General features: G+C 69.3%; 15 protein-coding genes and 1 pseudogene. 6 read left to right on the top strand and 10 right to left on the bottom strand.

The window, feature by feature from the left end:
• Positions 1 to 83: 83 nt before the first annotated feature.
• The gene (locus ACFSJG_RS19795; RefSeq protein WP_378486947.1) at positions 84 to 1,418 is read left to right on the top strand and encodes a lipase family protein; all 1,335 of its coding nucleotides are present in this window, start codon (positions 84 to 86) and stop codon (positions 1,416 to 1,418) included.
• A gap of 9 nt (positions 1,419 to 1,427) precedes the next feature.
• Here ACFSJG_RS19795 and ACFSJG_RS19790 read toward each other — a convergent pair whose 3' ends face one another.
• The 3 genes from ACFSJG_RS19790 to ACFSJG_RS19780 all read right to left on the bottom strand — a co-directional run bounded on the left by ACFSJG_RS19790 (position 1,428) and on the right by ACFSJG_RS19780 (position 3,938).
• Entirely contained in the window at positions 1,428 to 2,459 is a 1,032-nt protein-coding gene (locus tag ACFSJG_RS19790; protein WP_378486946.1) for a TIGR03617 family F420-dependent LLM class oxidoreductase, read from the bottom strand.
• 16 nt (positions 2,460 to 2,475) lie between these two features.
• Positions 2,476 to 3,132: a M50 family metallopeptidase gene (locus ACFSJG_RS19785; protein WP_378486945.1), complete on the bottom strand. Its 657-nt coding sequence runs from the start codon at positions 3,130 to 3,132 to the stop codon at positions 2,476 to 2,478.
• A 377-nt stretch (positions 3,133 to 3,509) separates the two neighbouring features.
• A complete protein-coding gene (locus ACFSJG_RS19780) occupies positions 3,510 to 3,938 on the bottom strand; it encodes a MarR family winged helix-turn-helix transcriptional regulator (protein WP_378486944.1) in 429 nt (142 codons plus the stop codon).
• A 110-nt stretch (positions 3,939 to 4,048) separates the two neighbouring features.
• On the opposite strand from ACFSJG_RS19780, the gene ACFSJG_RS19775 reads away from it, so the two are divergent.
• Positions 4,049 to 6,154, top strand: coding sequence for an MMPL family transporter (locus ACFSJG_RS19775; RefSeq protein ID WP_378486943.1), 2,106 nt, complete (start codon positions 4,049 to 4,051; stop codon positions 6,152 to 6,154).
• On the opposite strand, the gene ACFSJG_RS19770 is transcribed toward ACFSJG_RS19775, so the two are convergent.
• From ACFSJG_RS19770 to ACFSJG_RS19760, 4 genes and pseudogenes are all read right to left on the bottom strand, one after another.
• Complete coding sequence (locus ACFSJG_RS19770; RefSeq protein ID WP_378486942.1) at positions 6,151 to 7,563, bottom strand: amidase; 1,413 nt, start codon at positions 7,561 to 7,563, stop codon at positions 6,151 to 6,153. The genes ACFSJG_RS19775 and ACFSJG_RS19770 overlap by 4 nt on opposite strands.
• A gap of 28 nt (positions 7,564 to 7,591) precedes the next feature.
• Entirely contained in the window at positions 7,592 to 8,239 is a 648-nt protein-coding gene (locus ACFSJG_RS27140; protein ID WP_417716669.1) for an ATP-binding cassette domain-containing protein, read from the bottom strand.
• A 327-nt stretch (positions 8,240 to 8,566) separates the two neighbouring features.
• A pseudogene (locus tag ACFSJG_RS27135) lies at positions 8,567 to 9,079 on the bottom strand (ATP-binding cassette domain-containing protein); the annotation flags it as partial.
• Positions 9,080 to 9,326: 247 nt separating this feature from the next.
• Positions 9,327 to 9,878 (bottom strand): hypothetical protein, encoded by a 552-nt coding sequence (locus ACFSJG_RS19760; RefSeq protein WP_378486940.1) that lies wholly within the window; start codon positions 9,876 to 9,878, stop codon positions 9,327 to 9,329.
• Between the two features lie 138 nt (positions 9,879 to 10,016).
• Here ACFSJG_RS19760 and ACFSJG_RS19755 point away from each other — a divergent pair, with 138 nt between their 5' ends.
• From ACFSJG_RS19755 to ACFSJG_RS19745, 3 genes are all read left to right on the top strand, one after another.
• The gene (locus ACFSJG_RS19755) at positions 10,017 to 11,897 is read left to right on the top strand and encodes a penicillin-binding transpeptidase domain-containing protein (RefSeq protein ID WP_378487197.1); all 1,881 of its coding nucleotides are present in this window, start codon (positions 10,017 to 10,019) and stop codon (positions 11,895 to 11,897) included.
• Entirely contained in the window at positions 11,894 to 12,631 is a 738-nt protein-coding gene (locus ACFSJG_RS19750) for a sulfite exporter TauE/SafE family protein (RefSeq protein WP_378486939.1), read from the top strand. Before ACFSJG_RS19755 ends, ACFSJG_RS19750 begins: the two co-directional genes overlap by 4 nt.
• A 117-nt stretch (positions 12,632 to 12,748) precedes the next feature.
• Entirely contained in the window at positions 12,749 to 14,029 is a 1,281-nt protein-coding gene (locus tag ACFSJG_RS19745) for a trypsin-like serine peptidase (protein WP_378486938.1), read from the top strand.
• Between the two features lie 9 nt (positions 14,030 to 14,038).
• Here the strand turns inward: ACFSJG_RS19745 and ACFSJG_RS19740 are convergent, their stop codons facing one another.
• The gene (locus ACFSJG_RS19740) at positions 14,039 to 15,508 is read right to left on the bottom strand and encodes a peptide MFS transporter (protein WP_378486937.1); all 1,470 of its coding nucleotides are present in this window, start codon (positions 15,506 to 15,508) and stop codon (positions 14,039 to 14,041) included.
• Between the two features lie 73 nt (positions 15,509 to 15,581).
• Positions 15,582 to 15,959, bottom strand: coding sequence for a DUF3054 domain-containing protein (locus tag ACFSJG_RS19735; RefSeq protein WP_378486936.1), 378 nt, complete (start codon positions 15,957 to 15,959; stop codon positions 15,582 to 15,584).
• Between the two features lie 88 nt (positions 15,960 to 16,047).
• Here ACFSJG_RS19735 and ACFSJG_RS19730 point away from each other — a divergent pair, with 88 nt between their 5' ends.
• Positions 16,048 to 17,592 (top strand): FAD-binding protein, encoded by a 1,545-nt coding sequence (locus ACFSJG_RS19730; protein ID WP_378486935.1) that lies wholly within the window; start codon positions 16,048 to 16,050, stop codon positions 17,590 to 17,592.
• A gap of 62 nt (positions 17,593 to 17,654) precedes the next feature.
• Here the strand turns inward: ACFSJG_RS19730 and ACFSJG_RS19725 are convergent, their stop codons facing one another.
• A complete protein-coding gene (locus tag ACFSJG_RS19725) occupies positions 17,655 to 18,206 on the bottom strand; it encodes a YceI family protein (RefSeq protein WP_378486934.1) in 552 nt (183 codons plus the stop codon).
• Between the last annotated feature and the right edge of the window lie 21 nt (positions 18,207 to 18,227).

Raw genomic sequence — 18,227 nt, 5'->3', positions numbered from 1 at the left:
ACCCCTGGTGTCACTACTCGCCGGTAATGTATGGTCCAGCTCACATTAGATACAACCCGGTGGGTTGCGTAACAGTGGGGGCGATGGTGTCGAAGGTTCTTTCGCGTGTGCTCGCGGCGATCGTGCCGTTGGTTCTGGCCGGTGGGGTGGCTCCGATGGCGTCCGCGGCGCCGGTGGTGAACGACCCGTTCTTCCGGTACGACGGCGCGACGCCGCTCGCGTCGTACGATCCCGGTGCTGTGCTGAAGACCCGCACTGTCCCTTATCATTTCGTGAACCTGCCGACTCCGGTCGAGGCGACGCAGATCCTCTACCGCTCCACCGACGCCCAGGGCAATCCGTCCGCGAACGTCACGTCGGTGCTCCGGCCGGGGAACGCGCAGCCGGGCAAGGTGGTCTCCTACCAGTCGTTCTACGACTCCCTCAATCCCGACGACAGCCCGTCGCGCGCCGTCGCGGGGAATACGCCGATCTTCGACTGGACCCCCAGCGGCCGGAACCTCAACATCGGTGGCACCTTCACCTCGGTCGAGTTGGCGCTGTTCGGGCCGCTCTTCGCGCAGGGCTACACCGTCGTCCTCCCTGACACCGAAGGTCCCGACGCGAACTTCGCCGCCGGACCCGAGTACGGGATGATGACCCTCGACTCGCTGCGTGCTGCCCGAGCCGTGCCCACGACCGGAATCACGCCGGGCGCCGACATCGCCCTGATGGGCTACTCCGGCGGTGCGATCGCGACGAACTGGGCGGCCATTCTCGGTCCCGAGTACGCACCGGAGATCAACGACGACCTGGTCGGTGCGGCCCAGGGTGGCGTGCTGGTCAATCCGGCGAACAACCTCTCCTATGTCGGCGGCAGTCCGATGTGGGCGGGCGTCGCAGGAATGGCCGTCCTGGGCGTGAGCCGTTCCTACGGAATCGATTTCGGCCCGTATCTGAACGAGCGAGGTCGTGACGTGATGGCGCATCTCGAAGATGCATCCATCGGGAACGTGCTCCTGCAGTACCCGGGCCTGACGTGGCAGGACCTCGTGAAGCCGGAGTACGCCGACCCGAACTCCGTGCCCGAGTACGTCGAAGCCGTCAACAAGATCAACATGGGAACCGCTGCGGTGCCGACGATTCCGCTGTTCGTCGCTCAGGGAGCGAACGGCATCCTCGAGGGAACGCCGGGCGCCGGGGCGGGCGACGGCGTGATGCTCGCGGGAGACGTGCGCACCCTCATGGCGATGTACTGCGCTGCCGGGGTGACCGTGCAGTACGACCAGTACGACACACTCAGCCACGTCCCGGGTGCGATCCTCTGGCTGCCGGGCGCCCTGCAGTGGATCAACGGACGCTTCGCCGGCCAGCCCGCGCCGTCCAACTGCGGGAACATCGCGCCGGGCACGTCGCTCGCGCCGCAGGTCGGTCGCTGACCGCGCCGGTCAGCGGCGGAGCTCGGCGACGACCTCGGCCATCGCGGCGTCGTCGGCCGGGTCGTCGGGCAGCGCGAGGGTGACGCCGACGTCGACGCCCTGCAACGGTGCGATCCGTTCGCGCACCACGGCGGCGAGAGCGTCGTATCGGGCTGTCGGCACCACCGCGGACAGCACGTCGTCGGTGACGACCTCCGTCAGCCGGCGCCAGTCGTCGTGCCGCACCAGTTCTGCCAACTCGGGTTGCAGGTCGGGGAAACCGTGTCGCGCCAACGCTCCCCGGTACGCGGGCGTCGAGTAGAGGAATGCGAACAGGCGGCGCCGACGTTCGCGTTCGGTGGCGACGTCGGCGTCGGTGCGGCCGGTGATCACCTGCAGTCCCGCGACGAGCTCGAACCGCTCCAGTGAACGGCCCGCGGCGGCAGCGCCTTCCGTCAGCATCGGCAGGCACCGGTCGGTGAGATACCCGGGGTCGGAGTTCGTCGGGTGGGTGACCAGCCCGTCCGCCACCGCGCCCGCGACGCGGAGCATCCGCTCGCCGACGCCGCCGAGGTAGACGGGAGGCGCCGGGGTGGTGGTGTCGGGGCCGGCATTGAAGTACGGCTGCATTCTTGTGAACCGGTAGTGCTCGCCCTCGAAGGGCACCAGGTCGCCGGTGCGGAACGTGTCGAACGCGGCCCGGACGACGCCGACGTACTCGCGCATCCGGTTCGACGGCGCGGTCCACGGCATCGCGTACCGGTCCTCGATGTTCTGCCGCACCTGACTTCCCAGGCCCAGGTGAAACCGCCCACCCGACAGCGTCGACAGATCCCAGGACGTGTACGCGGTGAGTAGTGGACTGCGGACGAACGCCAGCGCCACCGAGGTTCGGACCACGATCCGCTCCGTCGCCTGCAGGGCGAGCAGGGCCAGCAGGAACGGGTCGTGCACCGTCTCGGAGACGTGCAGTCCGTCGTAGCCGGCCGCCTCGGCGCGGCGCGCGACGTCCGCGACTGCGGACAGGTCGATCGCGGCGTCGGTCCCGGTGTAGACCTTCATCCGTCCGTTCTACCGGTCAGGCCGCGTACTGGGCCCGCCAGGCCAGGACACCGGTCCCGACCGCGACCGCGACGAAGAACACGGACCACACGAGCCGAGGCAGATGGGTGAGGCCGCGCAGTTGGTCGAGATCGGAACCGCGGGTCGGGTGCCGGGTCGCCTCGACGATCGTCCGCAGGTTGCCGAGGAGTAGCAGCCAGATCGCGGTGTAGCCGAAATGCAGTTGCACCGTGGGTGTTCCGTACCAGGCGACAAGACCGACCGCTGCACCGGACGCCACGAGGACCAGCAGCCCGAAGGCGTTGCGGATGAACGGCACCATCAGCGCAATCAGGCCGACCGCACCCCACAGCAGCGCCGTCAGCTGGTCGAGGGCGATCAGCGCGGCACCGGCCACACCGAGCAGCGACGGCGCGAGGTACCCGGCGGCCGCCGTCACCACCATTCCGGGGCCGCGGGGCTTCCCCCGGGACAGCGTCAGCCCGGACGTGTCGGAGTGCAGCCGGATGCCCGTCAGGCGTCGCCCCGTCGCGACGGCCGCTACGGCGTGGCCGGCCTCGTGGGCCAGGGTCACCGCGTGGCGTGTCAGGTTCCACAGCGGCCGCCACAGCACCAGCAGCGCCGCGAGCGCCAGCGGAAGGTATGCCGACCAGTCGGCCCAGTACGAGTTCACCCGACCATGGTGCCCGTCACGTCGCGGGGCGGCTCGGAGGAATCCCGAAGGTTGTCGGCCTTGCGGGTCGGCGGTCCGGTGGGTACCAATGGACCTGCGAGCCGGCATTGCACCACTCCGTGGCGTCCAGCCGCCGGTGAGCAGCATCCCCGTACAGAAGGAGTTCAAGCATGGGTTCGTCCGAGGACAACATCGCCGCCATCAGCTATTTCGCGGGTATCGGCGGTCTCGCGCTGATCGCCGTCGCCGTCGGCGCGGGGATCTACTCGCAGTCCTGACAGGTTCGGTGTAAACCGCGCCTGTCCTGAAAGCGCGTCCACGTCACCGACAGTGTGATGAGGCCCACACCCGCAATTGGGTGTGGGCCTTTTTGGGTCTCAGGGCACCGTGTGGAGTGCGCGCACGAGTGCGAGCAGTTGGCTGCGCAGAGCCGCGACGTCGCCGACGGCGGCGGTGAGCGTTGCGTCCTCGCGTTCGAGTTCGATCAGTTTTCGGTAGGTGGTGCGTCCGGTGTCGGTAACGGTGACGAGTTTGCGCCGCTCGTCTCCGGGGTAAGGCTCGCGAGTGACGTATCCGGCGCGTTCGAGCTTCTCGATGGTGCGGCTCATGGTCTGGTCGGTGACGCGCGCGGTACGGGCGATCTCGCGTTGGGACGCGGGTGCGTGCTCGACCGCGTGCAACACGAACAGGCCCGCGTGGGTGAGGTCGTGTGCACGCAAGACCGACTCCCACGACTGCTCGACCAGCCTTGCCGCCGTGGACAACAGCCGGCCGGTGGGCCAGTCGTCGATGTCGTCGGGTCTCATTCGTCACCTCGATTCGTTCGGCGCCATTTGCATTTGTTCAGCAGGCTGAGCAAACTGGTGCCGAATCCGGACACTACGGACGCCGAGCTGTCGGCGGGTAGGGAAGACACGTGACCACGACCACCGGCAAGACGAGACGCCTGCGCTGGATTCTGCCAGCCGTGCTGATTCTCGCCTGGCTCGCACTCGCGGGCGCGGGCGGGCCGTTCGCGGGCAAGCTCACCGACGTCCAGTCGAACGACAACACCACGTTCCTCCCGGAATCGGCGGAGGCGACCGAGGTCGCCCGGCTGCAGGCCGGGTTCCAGGACACAGACTTCGTGCCTGCGATCGTGGTCGCCCAGCGGGACTCCGGCATCACCCCCTCCGACTCGGCGTTCCTTGCCGACAACACCGAGTCGCTCGCCGGTGCAGAGGGATTCGGGCCGCAGTTCTCGCCGCCGATTCCGTCCGAGGACGGCCGAGCCCTGCAGATGTTCGTCCCGGTCGACAGCACCGGAGAGATCAAGGACAGCGTCGCCGAACTGCGTGACGCGCTCGCGGACGCACCCGACGGCCTGTCCGTGTACGTCACCGGACCCGCAGGCACCGCGGCCGATCTCAGCTCCGCCTTCGGCGGCATCGACGGACTGCTGATCCTCGTCGCCGGCGCGGTGGTGATGCTGATCCTGGTGGTCGTCTACCGCAGTCCGATCCTGCCGTTCGTGGTGATCTTCTCGGCGCTCTTCGCGCTCGTGCTCGCCAGCCTGCTCGTCTACGTGCTCGCCGACGCAGGCGCCATCACCCTCAACGGCCAGAGTCAGGGCATCCTGTTCATCCTCGTCTTCGGCGCTGCCACCGACTACGCGCTGCTGCTCGTCGCGCGCTTCCGTGAGGAACTGCGCAGCACCGAGGACAATTACGCCGCGATGCGTACCGCCTGGCGGGCCACCCTCGAACCCGTTGCCGCGTCCGCGGGGACCGTGATCGCCGGTGTCCTGTGCCTGCTGCTCTCGGACCTCAACTCGAACCGCGGCCTCGGACCTGTCGCCGCCATCGGAATCGCCGCGTCGTTCGCCGCGTCCATGACGTTCCTGCCCGCCGCTCTGGTGCTGATCGGCCGTGCGGCGTTCTGGCCGCGTCGGCCCGAGTACACCGGGAAGGTGGACATCGAGGCCGAGCACGGCTGGTGGGCGAAGCTCGCAACGCGCATCGGTCGCAGCCCGCGGAAGTTCTGGGTGGGCTCCACACTGGTGCTGATCCTGTTCGCGTTGTTCCTGCCGCAGTTCAAGGCCAGTGGCATCGCACAGTCCGACACCTTCCTCTTCGAAGCCGACTCCAGCGCCGGCCAGAAGGTGCTGACCGAGCACTTCAACGCCGGAAACGGTTCCCCGGCAGTGATCATCGCCGCGGAGGGCTCCCTGGACGCGGTCCGCTCGGCTGCAGACGTGCCCGGCGTGGAGTCGGTCTCGGTGGTGACCGAGGGCGGTGCGCCGATGGTCGTCGACGGTCGGGTGGCGCTCGAGGCCACCCTGTCCGACCCCGCGGACTCGCTGGCCGCGGAGGACACCGTCGAGCGTCTGCGCGAGTCGGTGCACGCCGTCGACGGCGCCGACGCACTCGTCGGGGGCCCGACGGCGACCGACCTCGACACGAAGACGACGGCCACCCACGACCGAAACCTCATCATCCCCGTGGTGACGCTGGTGGTGTTCCTGATCCTCTGCCTGCTGCTGCGGTCGCTGCTCGCTCCGCTGCTGCTGATGGGCACAGTGATCCTGTCGTTCGCCGCGACACTCGGCGTCTCGTCGATCGTGTTCAACCACATCCTCGGGTTCCCGGGCGCCGACCCGGTGGTCCCGCTGTTCGCCTTCGTGTTCCTGGTTGCCCTCGGAATCGACTACAACATCTTCCTGATGACACGGGCCCGCGAGGAGGCACTGCGGATCGGAACCCGGCCCGGCGTGCTGCGGGCACTCACGGTGACGGGTGGCGTGATCACCTCCGCCGGAGTGGTTCTCGCTGCGACCTTCTCGGCGCTGGCGGTGATCCCGCTGATTTTCCTGGCGCAGCTCGCGTTCATCGTCGCGTTCGGTGTGCTCCTCGACGCGCTGCTGGTGCGGTCGCTCCTGGTTCCGGCCCTCGTCCACGACATCGGACCGCGCGTGTGGTGGCCGAGCGCGTTGGCGAAGCGCCCGGAACCGGCGGACGAGGAACCGGAGAAGGTGACCGCCTAACCCTGGATCCGGGCGAACGGGCTGGCCTGCTCGAGCTCGAAGGCGAGTTCGAGCAGGGTCCGCTCGTCGCCGTGTGCGGCCGAGAAGTGCACGCCCAGCGGCATTCCCGCCGCGGTCGTGTGCAGGGGGAGTGAGATGGCCGGGCCGCCGGCGGCATTGTTCGCCGGGGTGAACGCTGTGTAGCGGATCAGCTTCTCGAACAGCTCCTCGAAAGGCTGGGTGGGGGAGAGGTACCCGAGTTCGGGGACGGTGTGACCGAGGACCGGCGAGGCGATGACGTCGAAGTCGGCGAACGCCGTCGCATACAGGTGGGCGCTGCGCTGCAGCCGGTACAGCACCCCCGGCGTCTTCACGATGTTGCGGCGGTACAGCGCGTCGAGGCCCCTCGTGAGGTTGTCGGTGCGCGCCTTGTCGAAATCGCGTCCCAGCAGACGCTTCCCGCCCGAGCAGATGGCGAACGACAGGAAACCCCAGTAGGTCGAGAAGTCGTCGACGAACTGCGGGCCCACCGGCAACGGCGCATCGGTCACGTGGTGGCCCAGGTCCGACAGCAGGTCCGCCGTCGCGGTGACGGCCGCCCGGGTCTCGCTGTCGCTGCGCAGGCCGCCGATCGAGTCGAGGATCACGCCGACGCGCAGCCGCGTCGAGCTCGGTCCCGTCACCAGTCGCACCGGCGGCAGCTTCCGGTTGCGGTGGTGATCCTCCGCCGCGGCGTAGTAGCGGGCGGCGTCGCGCACGGTCCGGGTGACGACACCCTGCGTGACGAGACGTACCGGCATCGTCTGGTCGGTGGGATCCGGAACCATCCGCCCCCGGGTCGGCTTCAGCCCCACCAGCCCGCACGCCGCCGCCGGGATCCGGATCGAGCCGCCACCGTCGTTGCCGTGCGCGATCGGCACGACGCCCGCGGCGACCAACGCAGCCGCGCCGCCGGACGAGGCACCCGACGAGAACGCGGGATTCCACGGATTGTGCACAGGTTCCGCGTCCGCGAACTCGCTCGTCGGACTGAACCCGAACTCAGGCAACCGGCTCTTGCCCAGCGACACCAGGCCCGTCGACAGCAGCTGCGCCACCGCGGGACTGTCCTTGCGCGCGGGATTCGGGGTGAACGCGGCGCTGCCCTGCCCGGTGGGCAGCCCTGCGACGTCCACGTTGTCCTTCACGAAGGTGGGGACACCCGCGAACGGGCCGCCGTGCGGGTCGGTCGCGTCGCCGCGGGCCCGCGCGAAGTCCGGCGTCTCGATCGCCGCGAGCGACGCCACCGACTCGGCCCGAGCGATGGCTGCCTCCACCGCCTCACCTGCGGTGATCTCTCCGGACGCGATGCGCTGCGCGACACCGGTCGCGTCGAGGTCGGCGAGGGCGTCGTCGCGGAAGGCGTGGACCGCGGTGGTGCCGGTGGACATCGTGCTCCTTCGGGTCGGTTACCCGACTCTAGAGCGGATCGACTTCGTCGAGGCCGGACTCCGTCAACTCCACCCATCGGGTGATGCCGATCTCCCGCAGGAAGGCAGTGTCGTGGCTGATCACGATCACCGCGCCCCGGAACTGCGACAGTGCTTCCGTCAGGTGCGCGACGCTCGGCAGGTCCAGGTTGTTCGTCGGCTCGTCGAGCAGCAACAGCCGCGGAGCAGGCTCCGCGAGCAGGACCGTCGCGAGGGCGGCCCGCAGTCGCTCACCCCCGGACAACGCCGCGGCGGCGACGTCGGCGCCGCGGCCGCGGAACAGGAAGCGCGCCAACCGCGCCCGGATCTGCTCGTCGGTCGCGTGCGGGGCGGCGTCGGCGACGTTCTGCGCCAGCGTTCGGGACTCGTCGAACACGTCGAGTCGCTGCGGCAGCACTCGCCACGGCACCGCCGGTGGGGCGTCGACGATCTCCCGCAGCAGCGTGGTCTTGCCGACGCCGTTGCGGCCGACGAGTGCGATCCGCTCCGGGCCGGTCACCGCGAACTCGACCTGCTGCCCGGTGCGCAGCGTCGCATCGACGTCGACAACCCGCTGCCCTGGATGAACGACGCTGTCCGGCAGGTCGATCCGGATCTCGCGGTCCTCCCGCAGCGCCTCCTGCGCTTCGTCGAGCATGCGACGCGCGTCGTCCAGCTTCTCTTGATGGGTGCCGCGGAGCTTGCCCGCCGACACCTGTGCCTCGCTCTTGCGCTTGCCCGCCAGGATCTTCGGAATGCTCGACTCCGTCTTCTTCGCGTACCGCTGCCTCCGATCGAGCTTCACCTGCGCCTCCACCAGTTCGCGGCCCTGCCTGCGAACGTCGTTGCGGGCGTCGCGGACCGCGGCCCGCGCGGACTCCAGCTCGGCGTCGATCACCTGCTGGTAGTGCGTGAAATTACCTCCGAAGAAGCGGATCTCGCCGTCGCGCAGCTCGGCGGTGGTGTCCATCAGGTCGAGAAGGGTGCGGTCGTGGCTGACCACCACCACGATGCCTGCGAACCGTTGCACCGCCTCGTACAGGCGCGCCTTCGCCGCCAGGTCGAGGTTGTTCGTCGGTTCGTCGAGGAGCAGGACGTCCGGCTCGGTGAGCAGCGCAGCCGTCAGTCCCAGCAGGATCGTCTCGCCGCCGGACAGCGTGCCGACGGTGCGGTCGAGGTCGGCCGGATCCGACGCGACGTGCGCGAGCCCGAGCCGGTCCAGCGTGGCGAGGGCACGTTCCTCGACGTCCCAGTGCGAGCCGATCGTCGCGTAGTCGTCCTCGGTGCCGTCGCCGGACTCGATGCGGTGCAGTGCCTGTCGCTGCCCGTCGATGCCGAGAACGGCGTCGACGGTGCGTGTCGGGTCGAGAGTGAGGTCCTGGCGCAGGTAGGCGAGGTCGCCACCGACGGTGACCGAGCCACGATCGGGAGTGAGCCGACCGGCGATCAGGCGCAGGAGCGTCGACTTGCCTGCGCCGTTGCGCCCGACCAGGCCGGTGCGGCCGGACGGGAAGACGGCGTCGACGCCCACGAGCACGGGATCGCCGTCGGGCCAGGAGAACGAGAGGTCGGACAGGACGAGTGAGGGCATGAACGCTCCTTCGGGGTGGTCGCGAAGCGCACGCGAGAACCGCGGCGCGCGGTAACTACCTCCGAATGAGCAATGGTCCGTCCGATCGTCGACAACAGGTCGCCGTCCACGGTAGGCGTGGGCCGTCGACTCGTGCAAGCGAATATGAGCGGTGCTACAACTGCGGCCCCTCGGTGCGCAGGTCGTCCACCTTGCGCATCGCCTCCCGCAGCTCGGCGAGCCACTCCTCGGCGTGCTGCCCTGCCAGGCGGACCGTCCACGCCAGCGCGTCCGCCCGGGATCGGGCGACGCCTGCGTCGACCAGGGTGTCGAGGACCTTGCGTTCGGGTTGGCGCAGTCGGGTCATCACCGGCACCGCCAGGTGGGTGAAGAGCACGTGGTGCTCGCCCACGGTGACGCCCCACGCGACCTTGCGGCCGTAACGGGCCTCCGCCTCGTCCGCGATACGCATCCGCTGCGACCGCGTCGTCTCCCGGAACCGTGACACCCGGCCCTCGACGGCCGCGTCGGTGGCGTCGTCGGGTGGGGGAAGTTCGCCCGTGACCACGATCTCCTCCCGATCGACCTCGATGGTCGGCGGGCCGGTGAACCAGTCGTCGGGCAGGCGTCCGCCGAACCAGTCGGCGACGTCGCGCGTGTCGGGTGCCTGAGCCTGCTGCCAGCCGCCGCTGCGGCCGAACCTGCGACTGTTCGACGAGTGTCCCATTGCTCTCACCTCGGCTGTTGCAATGATTACTTGATTACAAGACTACGCCTCTCGCGCCGAACCTGTGCGCACTTCTGGTGGCGCGTACCACCGAGAACGCGCACAGGTGGCGGAGCCGCCTAGGGTCGGGGCATGCGCATGAGCCCCGGAATCACGTTCGGTGTCGTGGCCGTCTCCGTGTCGGCGCTGGTCCTCGGTGGTGTCGCCTGCAGTACCGGGCCGACGGAGACGGAGACCGCCGCGCAAGACTTTGCGGACGCACTGAGCCGACGCGACGTGCAGGCGGCAGCCGCTCTGACGTCCGACCCTGCCGCCGCCTCCAGCGCGATCGGGCAGATGTTCGAAGGGCTGAACCCGACCGACGCGCGATTCGTCGTCGCGAGCACCGACAGTGACGCCGGTACCTTCACCCTCGACGCCGACTGGACGTTCGCCGGCGGTCCCGATCAGACTGCTGCCGGCGAGACGACCACGCCGACGGCCTCCGAAGCCGCGACCACGACACCAACGGAGCCCGCCACTCGCGAATGGACCTACACGACGACAGGGGGAGGGCAGGCCGTCGCCGACGGTGGCGCCATCCCGTGGGATCCCGCACTCCTCGCCCCGGGGCTGACGGCCGACGCAACCCTGCGCTACACCGCCCTCGCCGGAGGATCGCCCGCGGTGCTCGCGGACAACGGCGCTCCCCTGATGACCGAGCAGACCGTCACCCTCGTCACGCTCGACCCCGCGGCGGTGCCCGACCCCACCGCGTCGGCCGCAGCCCTCGCGCCGCTGCTCCAGCCGATCGCCCCGGCCATCTCGGCCGAGTCGATCAGCACCGATCTCGCTGCGTCGCAGGGACGCCCGCTGACCGTGATCGCCCTGCGCGACAGTGACCTCGCGCCCATCGAGGCGCAGCTCGCCGCGATCCCCGGCGTTACCCAGGTCAAGCAGAGCCGACTGCTCACCGTCGACAGGAACACGCAGTCTCCGGCGTTCGAGGGGCTGCGCACCCTGTGGGAGCAGGCGCAGGCCGACACCGCAGGCTGGGCCGTCCAACTCGTGCAGTCCGACGGAACGGCCCAGTGGCTCGCGGGGCAGGACGGCACCGCGGCCCCGGACATCGCGACGACCCTCGATCCCGCGATCCAGGCGTCCGCGCAGGCGGCGATCGCCGACCTCCCGCAGCAGGCGGCGATCGTCGCGATCCGGCCCTCGACGGGCGGTGTGCTCGCCGTCGCCCAGAACTCCGCCGCAGGCGCACAGGGGCCCATCGCACTGACCGGCCTCTACCCGCCCGGGTCGACCTTCAAGATCGTCACGACATCTGCTGCCCTGCAGGGAGGTTCGGTGACCCCGGACACCGTTCTGCCGTGCCCCGGCGTCGCCACCATCGAGGGACGCACGATCCCGAACGACGACAACTTCGACCTCGGATCGGTGCCACTGCACACCGCGTTCGCCCGATCCTGCAACACCACGATGGGGCAGCTCGCCGTGTCGATGACGCCGACGGCCCTGCACGACGCGGCCCAGCAGTTCGGGCTCGGCGTCGACTACGTGACCCCCGGCCTCACCACCGTCACCGGCAGCGTCCCGCCCGCCGACACCCCCGCCGAGCGGGTCGAATCCGCGATCGGGCAGGGACGGGTGACCGCATCCCCGTTCGGGATGGCGCTCGTCGCGGCGTCGGTCGCCCGCGGCTCCACCCCCGCGCCGATGCTCGTGCAGGGGCAACCCGGCGTCGGCGACTCGACACCCACGCCCGCGCCCACGACGGTCACCGACGACCTGCAGGCGATGATGCGGGAGACCGTCACGTCCGGAACCGCAACGCAACTCGCCGACATCCCGGACGTTCGAGGCAAGACCGGCACCGCCGAGGTCGCCGGGCAACCCGCCCACGGTTGGTTCGTCGGAATCGACCAGGACGTCGCCTTCGCGGTGTTCGTGGCGGGCGCCGACAGCTCCGGGCCTGCCGTCGACGCCGCGGGCCGATTCCTCCGGCCCATCCAGACGAACCTGACCCGGTGACCGCGCTCGACTACCTACTGCTCGTCGTCGCAGGGTTCGGGGCAGGGCTCGTCGGGTTCGTCACCGGTCTCGCGTCGATCGTCTCCTATCCGGCGCTCCTCGCCGTCGGGTTGACGCCGATCGCCGCGAACGTCACCAACACCGTCGCGCTCGTCGCCGTCGGGATCGGGGCGACCGCGAACTCGTTGCGCGAGTTGACCGAGATGGGTCCGAGGCTGTGGCGGTGGGCGGCGCTGTGCGCGGCCGGTGGACTCGCAGGCGCGCTGTTGCTGTTGTGGGCGCCGGAGGGGTCGTTCGAGGCCGTCGTGCCGTACCTGGTGGTGGCGGCGTCGATCGCGCTCCTCGCTCAGCCTCGGGTGCGGAAACTCGCAGGCGGCAAGGAGTTTCCGGTGCTCTTCCCTGCTGCGCTCGCCGCTGTCGCCGTCTACGGCGGCTACTTCGGCGCCGGCGCCGGGGTGATCTTCCTCGCGCTGACGCTGATCTGCACGGCGATGTCCGTGTGGCAGGCGACGATCCTCAAGAGCTTCCTGCTCGGTGTCGCGAACCTCGTGGCTGCACTGGTGTTCGCAGGCTCGGGGGAGGTGCACTGGGGTGCCGCCGCGGCGATGGCCGTCGGCTGCCTGCTCGGGGGCTGGTGCGGCCCGCCCGTGGTGAAGGTCATCCCGCCGACCGTCCTCCGAGTGGCGGTGGCCCTGGCCGGATTCGGGCTGGCCGGGTGGCTCGCCCTGCGCTGACTGTCAGCAACCACCACGCTACCGGGGAGGAATTGGTCGATACCCGGGACCTGACGGCACCTCGTGCCGTATCTTCACCGGCGTCATTCAAGTTCGCCTCGTGGGGGTTGGGGATATATGCGCGTATCGACGGGTGTCAGTTGGGCTGTCGCGGTGACCGCGGCGGCGGCGTTGCTCGCCACCGCCTCGCCCGCGGTCGCGCAGACCGGTTCGGTGAGCGTGGAGTCCGGATCCGGAGCGGGATCCCTCGGCGCGGAGGTCACCACACCCCACGAACTGCCGCCGATGGTCGCCGCCGGTGAGGGCTACGCCGCCGACCTGGAAGCGGCAGTGAACTTCTGGACCGTCAACCGACTCGCGCTCGGTGGGCTCAGCGACGACGATCCGGACACCGGTTTCGACGGCCAGGGCAGCGACGTCACCATCGAGCCGACGGCAGGCGACGATGCCCTCAGCGCCACCTACACCGGTTCCGGTCAGATACGGAAGACCGCAGGGAAACTGTTCGTCAAGCGAAGCCTGCCCGACGGCAGCGGTGACTTTCTGACCAGCTGCTCGGCGAACGTCGTCGACAGCGCGAACAAGAGCGTCGTACTGACCGCCGGCCACTGCTTCCTGCTCGACTCGTCGAATTGGGACTTCGGCATGGGGCTCGAGAAGTCGCTGGCGAGCAGCGCCGTCTTCATCCCCGGCTTCGACGGTGCGGCCCTGGCTCGCCACATCCCCGGTGGCGACGGAGACAGCTCGCTGCCCGGAACCGACATCGCGCCTTTCGGTGTGTGGGCGGTGACCCGTGAGTGGATCACCAACGAGTGGTCGGCCGACCCCAGTCACTTCGGTGAGGGACCCGGACACGACATGGCTGCGTTCCTGGTCGACAGTCCCACCGACAGCCGGCCGATCCAGGAGGTCACAGGCGGCCAGCAGGTCGGCTTCAACCTGCCCCAGGGGAAGGTGCTCAACGCCTTCGGCTATCCCACCGACAACATCAAGAGCTGGTACGCGCCGCCGATCGTGAACGGCATCCCGACTCGGACCGGAGACGCGAACCGCAACGGTGTGCCCTCTGAACTGCAGCGTTCCTTCGACGGTCGCACCCTGATGGTGAATTCGGGTCAGTCGAAGGGCGTGGCGGGCAAGGACCTCGACATGATGCCCTCCGCATTCAGCCCCGGGTCCAGCGGCGGTCCCTGGCTCGAGCAGTTCGACCCTGCCACGGGTACGGGCATCCAGGTCGGCGTCACCTCGCACTTCGTCAACGCCGACGGAGGCCTCCCGGTCGTGGAGACCGTCCTCGCCGGCATGAACAGTGCGCGCCCCTACATGTCGGCCGCCCACTTCACGGATCAGGAGGAGGCCGTCTACGACCTGGCCCAGGCGCAGACCGCCCCCAACTGACCACAGGAGTCAGTGCACGCCGCGCATCATCCTGCTGATCCACGGCGAGAGGACCACCATGACGACGCCGACGCCGATCGAGGCGAGACCTATCCACAGGAAGTAGGGCGCCTGGTCGGCGGTGTCGTAGTACTTGGCGAGGGTGCCTGCCATCGCACTGCCCAGGGCCACCGACAGGAAGAACAGCGCGACCATCTGCGTGTGGAACGCCTTCGGCGCGAGCTTTGTGGAGAGGGACAGTCCGACCGGGGACAGGAACAGTTCCGCGAAGGTGAACAACAGCAGGATGAACACCAGGGCGAGCAGCGGGGTGCCGTTCGGCTCGCCGTTCGAGAACGGCAGGAAGGCCAGGAACGCGAGGCCCATCAGGCCCGTGCCGATCGCGAACTTCATCGGTGACGACGGCTGGCGTGGGCCGAGTTTCGTCCACATCGCCGCGAACACTCCGGAGAAGACGATGATGAAAACCGGGTTGATGGACTGCACCCACGACGGCGGAAAGTCCCAGCCGAACAGATTGCGGTCGAGGAACTTGTCGGCATAGATCGGGACCACCGTGAACTGCTGCTGGAACAGCGACCAGAACGCGGCGCTGGCCAGGAACATCGGGATGAACGCGACCACCCGGCTGCGTTCGGTGCTGGTGATCTGCCGGCTCGACAGGATCAGGCCGAAGTAGCCGACCGCCGCGACGATCGTCAGAGCGACGACCACGTCCGACAGGTTGTCGGTGGTGACGACCCCGACCAGGCAGAGCACGACCACCACGACCACCGCCGCCGCGGCCCCGACCCAGTACTTCCACAACATCGAGCCGGGCAGCGGGTTCGCCGGTGCGGAACCGATGTTCCCAAGGTGCTTGCGGCCGAGTGCGTACTGGATCAGGCCGAGGGCCATGCCGACCGCGGCGAGCGCGAAACCGACGTGGAAGCCCCAGTTCTCCTGGGCCCATCCGGTCAGCAGCGGGCCGATGAACGCGCCGATGTTGATGCCCATGTAGTAGAGCGAGAATCCGGCGTCGCGGCGCTCGTCGCCCTCGGAGTACAGGTCCCCGACGAGAGAGGTCGCGTTCGCCTTCAACCCGCCGCTGCCGACGGCGATGAGGATCAGCCCCACTCCCACGCCGGGGAGTCCCGGGATCGCCGCCAGTCCGATGTGCCCGAGCATCACGAGGACGGCGCTGTAGAACAGCGTCCGTTCCGATCCCAGCACCCGGTCGGCAATCCACGCGCCCAGCACCGTCGACAGGTAGACGGTGCCGCCGTACGCGCCGACGATCGAGACCGCCGACGCCTCCGAGATCCCGAGCCCGCCGTCGGCCGTCGAGTAGTACAGGTAGTAGATCAGGATGCCCTGCATCCCGTAGAAGGAGAACCGCTCCCACAGTTCGACCGAGAAGAGGTTGGCGAGCGCGAACGGCTGGCCGAAGAACCCGTGGTCGGACTTGGGGTCGTGCGGTGGCGACGCGAGTTCGCTCATCACAGAACTGTCCCACGGCTGACGGAGCCCGTCCGGTGTCGATGCGAAGTTGTCACCGGGTGGACGGCCGGGGTCAGCGGGCGGCGGACCGCCTGCTCACGAGCGCGTAGAGGGCGCGCCACCCGAGGAGGAACACCGCCAACACGGTCGCGGCGACGAGGATGAAGCTGAACGCGGTGCCCTGCCCGGACACCACCCGCAGAAGCATTCCGCCGACGAGGGTGCACAGCCAGATCACGATCCCGGCGGGGACGACGGACGCGGGCCGCGACTTGTTGCGGTACAGCGCCTCGTTCGCGAGCCATCCCAGCGCGAGTCCACCGAGGAACGGCCACGCCGTCGTCAGCAGTCCGGTCACCGCGTTCGCCTCGTCGTGGCTGCGGCGTCCGATCGCGCAGAACACGACGACCAGAACGACGTCGACGAGCAGGAACGGCAGTACCTTCTTCACGGTTGCCAGCCTAGCGAGGCGATTCGCCGGACGGGCCCGGGGTCGGACCGCGATACTGCGTCCGGAACACGGGAGAGCGGGAGCGACGATGCAGTGGAACGACGAGTGTGACGTTCTGGTGGTCGGGTCGGGCGCCGGTGGCGTCACCGGCGCGTACACCGCGGCCCGGGAGGGCCTCGACGTGATCCTCGTCGAGGCCACCGAACGGTTCGGTGGGACCACCGCCTACTCGGGCGGTGGCGGCATGTGGTTCCCGTGCAACGCAGTCCTGCGACGCGAGGGTGACGAGGACACGGTCGAGGACGCGCTGACGTACTTCCGTGCGGTCGTCGGGGACGGCAGCCCGCACGAGATGCAGGAGGCGTTCGTCCGCGGCGGTGCCCCGCTGATCGACTACCTGGAGGCAGACGAGCACTTCGTCTTCCAGGTGCTGCCGTGGCCCGACTACTTCGGCAAGGCGCCGAAGGCGAGGGCGGGCGGCAGGCACATCGTCCCGCGTCCGTTACGCGCGGCGAAGCTCGCCGATGCGGGGGAGAGTGTGCGCGGGCCGCTGGGGCGCGAGTGGGCGGACGAGCCGGCCGGCGACTACCTCGTCGGCGGTCGCGCGCTCGTCGGCCGGTTCCTGTGGGCCATGGAGGACATGGCGAACGCGCACCTGCAACTCGGCACGGCACTGGAGGAACTGGTCCTTGCCGACGGTGTCGTCGTGGGTGCGGTCGTGTCCGACGGCGGGGAGCGTCGCGCCATCCGCACGCGTCGCGGAATCCTTTTGGCTGCAGGTGGTTTCGAGCAGAACCAGGAACTGCGCGATGCGTACGGTGTGCCCGGCTCCGCCCGCGACACGATGGGCCCGTGGGGCAACCTCGGGAAGGCGCATCGCGCCGGTGTCGCGGCGGGCGCGGACACCCGGTCGATGGACCAGGCGTGGTGGTCGCCCGGTCTGACCCATCCGGGTGGACGGTCGGCGTTCGCGCTGTGGTTCACCGGCGGAATCTTCGTGGACGGGGCGGGAAATCGGTTCGTCAACGAGTCGGCCCCGTACGACCGACTCGGCCGCGACGTCATCGCGCACAAGGGAATCGACACGTCCGATGCCCGGTTCTGGATGATCTACGACGACAGGGAAGGGCTCGTCCCGCCGGTCAAGGCGCCGAACGTCCCGCTGGCGTCCACCGAGGAGTACACGTCCGCAGGTCTGTGGCGGACCGCCGACACCCTCGAGGAACTCGCCGGTGTCATCGGGGTGCCCGCGGACAACCTCGTGGCCACGGTCCGGCGCTTCAACGAGTTCGCCGCGACCGGCGTCGACGGCGACTTCGGTCGTGGCGACGAACCGTACGACAGGTCGTTCTCCGGTGGCCGGTCCCCGCTCGTGCCGATCGAGAAGGGCCCGTTCCACGCCGCGGCGTTCGGTATCTCCGACCTGGGCACGAAGGGCGGACTCGTCACGGACACCACCGCCCGGGTTCTCGACGCCGCGGGCGCCGTGATCCCCGGACTGTATGCGGCGGGCAACACGATGGCTCCGGTGTCCGGCACCGCCTATCCCGGTGGCGGCAACCCGATCGGCGCGAGCATGGTGTTCGGCCACCTCGCCGCCCTGGACATGGCGGGCGGTCCCGCCGAGGGCTGAAACCCGAACGCGCCCGCCGCAGCCGAGGGGGGTGGCTGCGACGGGCGCGAGTGTGGGGGCGATCAGGCCTGCAGCAGCGCCTCGATCTCGAGGGTGATGGTGATCTTGTCGCCGACGACCGCGCCGCCGCCCTCGAGGGGCATCTCGATGGAGATGCCGAAGTCCTTGCGGTTGAGGACGGTGGTCGCCTCGAAGCCGGCCACCGCGCCGTGGCCCATGCCCGGGTTCACGCCGTTGAACTCGAGGTTCAGTTCGACCTGCTTGGTGACGCCGCGGAGGGTGAAGTCGCCGGTGAGGACGAAGTCGTCGCCCTTCGGGTTGACCGCGGTGGAGACGAAGGTGGCGGTCGGGAACTGCTCGGCGTCGAAGAAGTCGGCGGACTTGATGTGGCCGTCGCGCTGCTCGTTCTTGGTGTCGATGGACGCGACCTGGATCTCCGCATTCACGGACGGCGTGCCGTCCTCGGCGACGGTGATCGCGCCGGAGAAGTCGTTGAACGTGCCGCGAACCTTGCTGACCATCAGGTGCCGGACGGAGAAGCCCACGGTGGAGTGGGTGGTGTCGATGGCCCAGGTGCCTGCGGTGAGGGTCGGGAGGGCGATGGCGGTGGTCATGGGAACTCCTCGTGTGGGTCG

The sequence above is a fragment of the Rhodococcus gannanensis genome, assembly GCF_042681175.1.
GTDB lineage: Bacteria > Actinomycetota > Actinomycetes > Mycobacteriales > Mycobacteriaceae > Rhodococcus_G > Rhodococcus_G gannanensis.
Note: the sequence above shows the minus strand (reverse complement) of the source record. Positions and strands in the feature narration are given on the sequence as shown.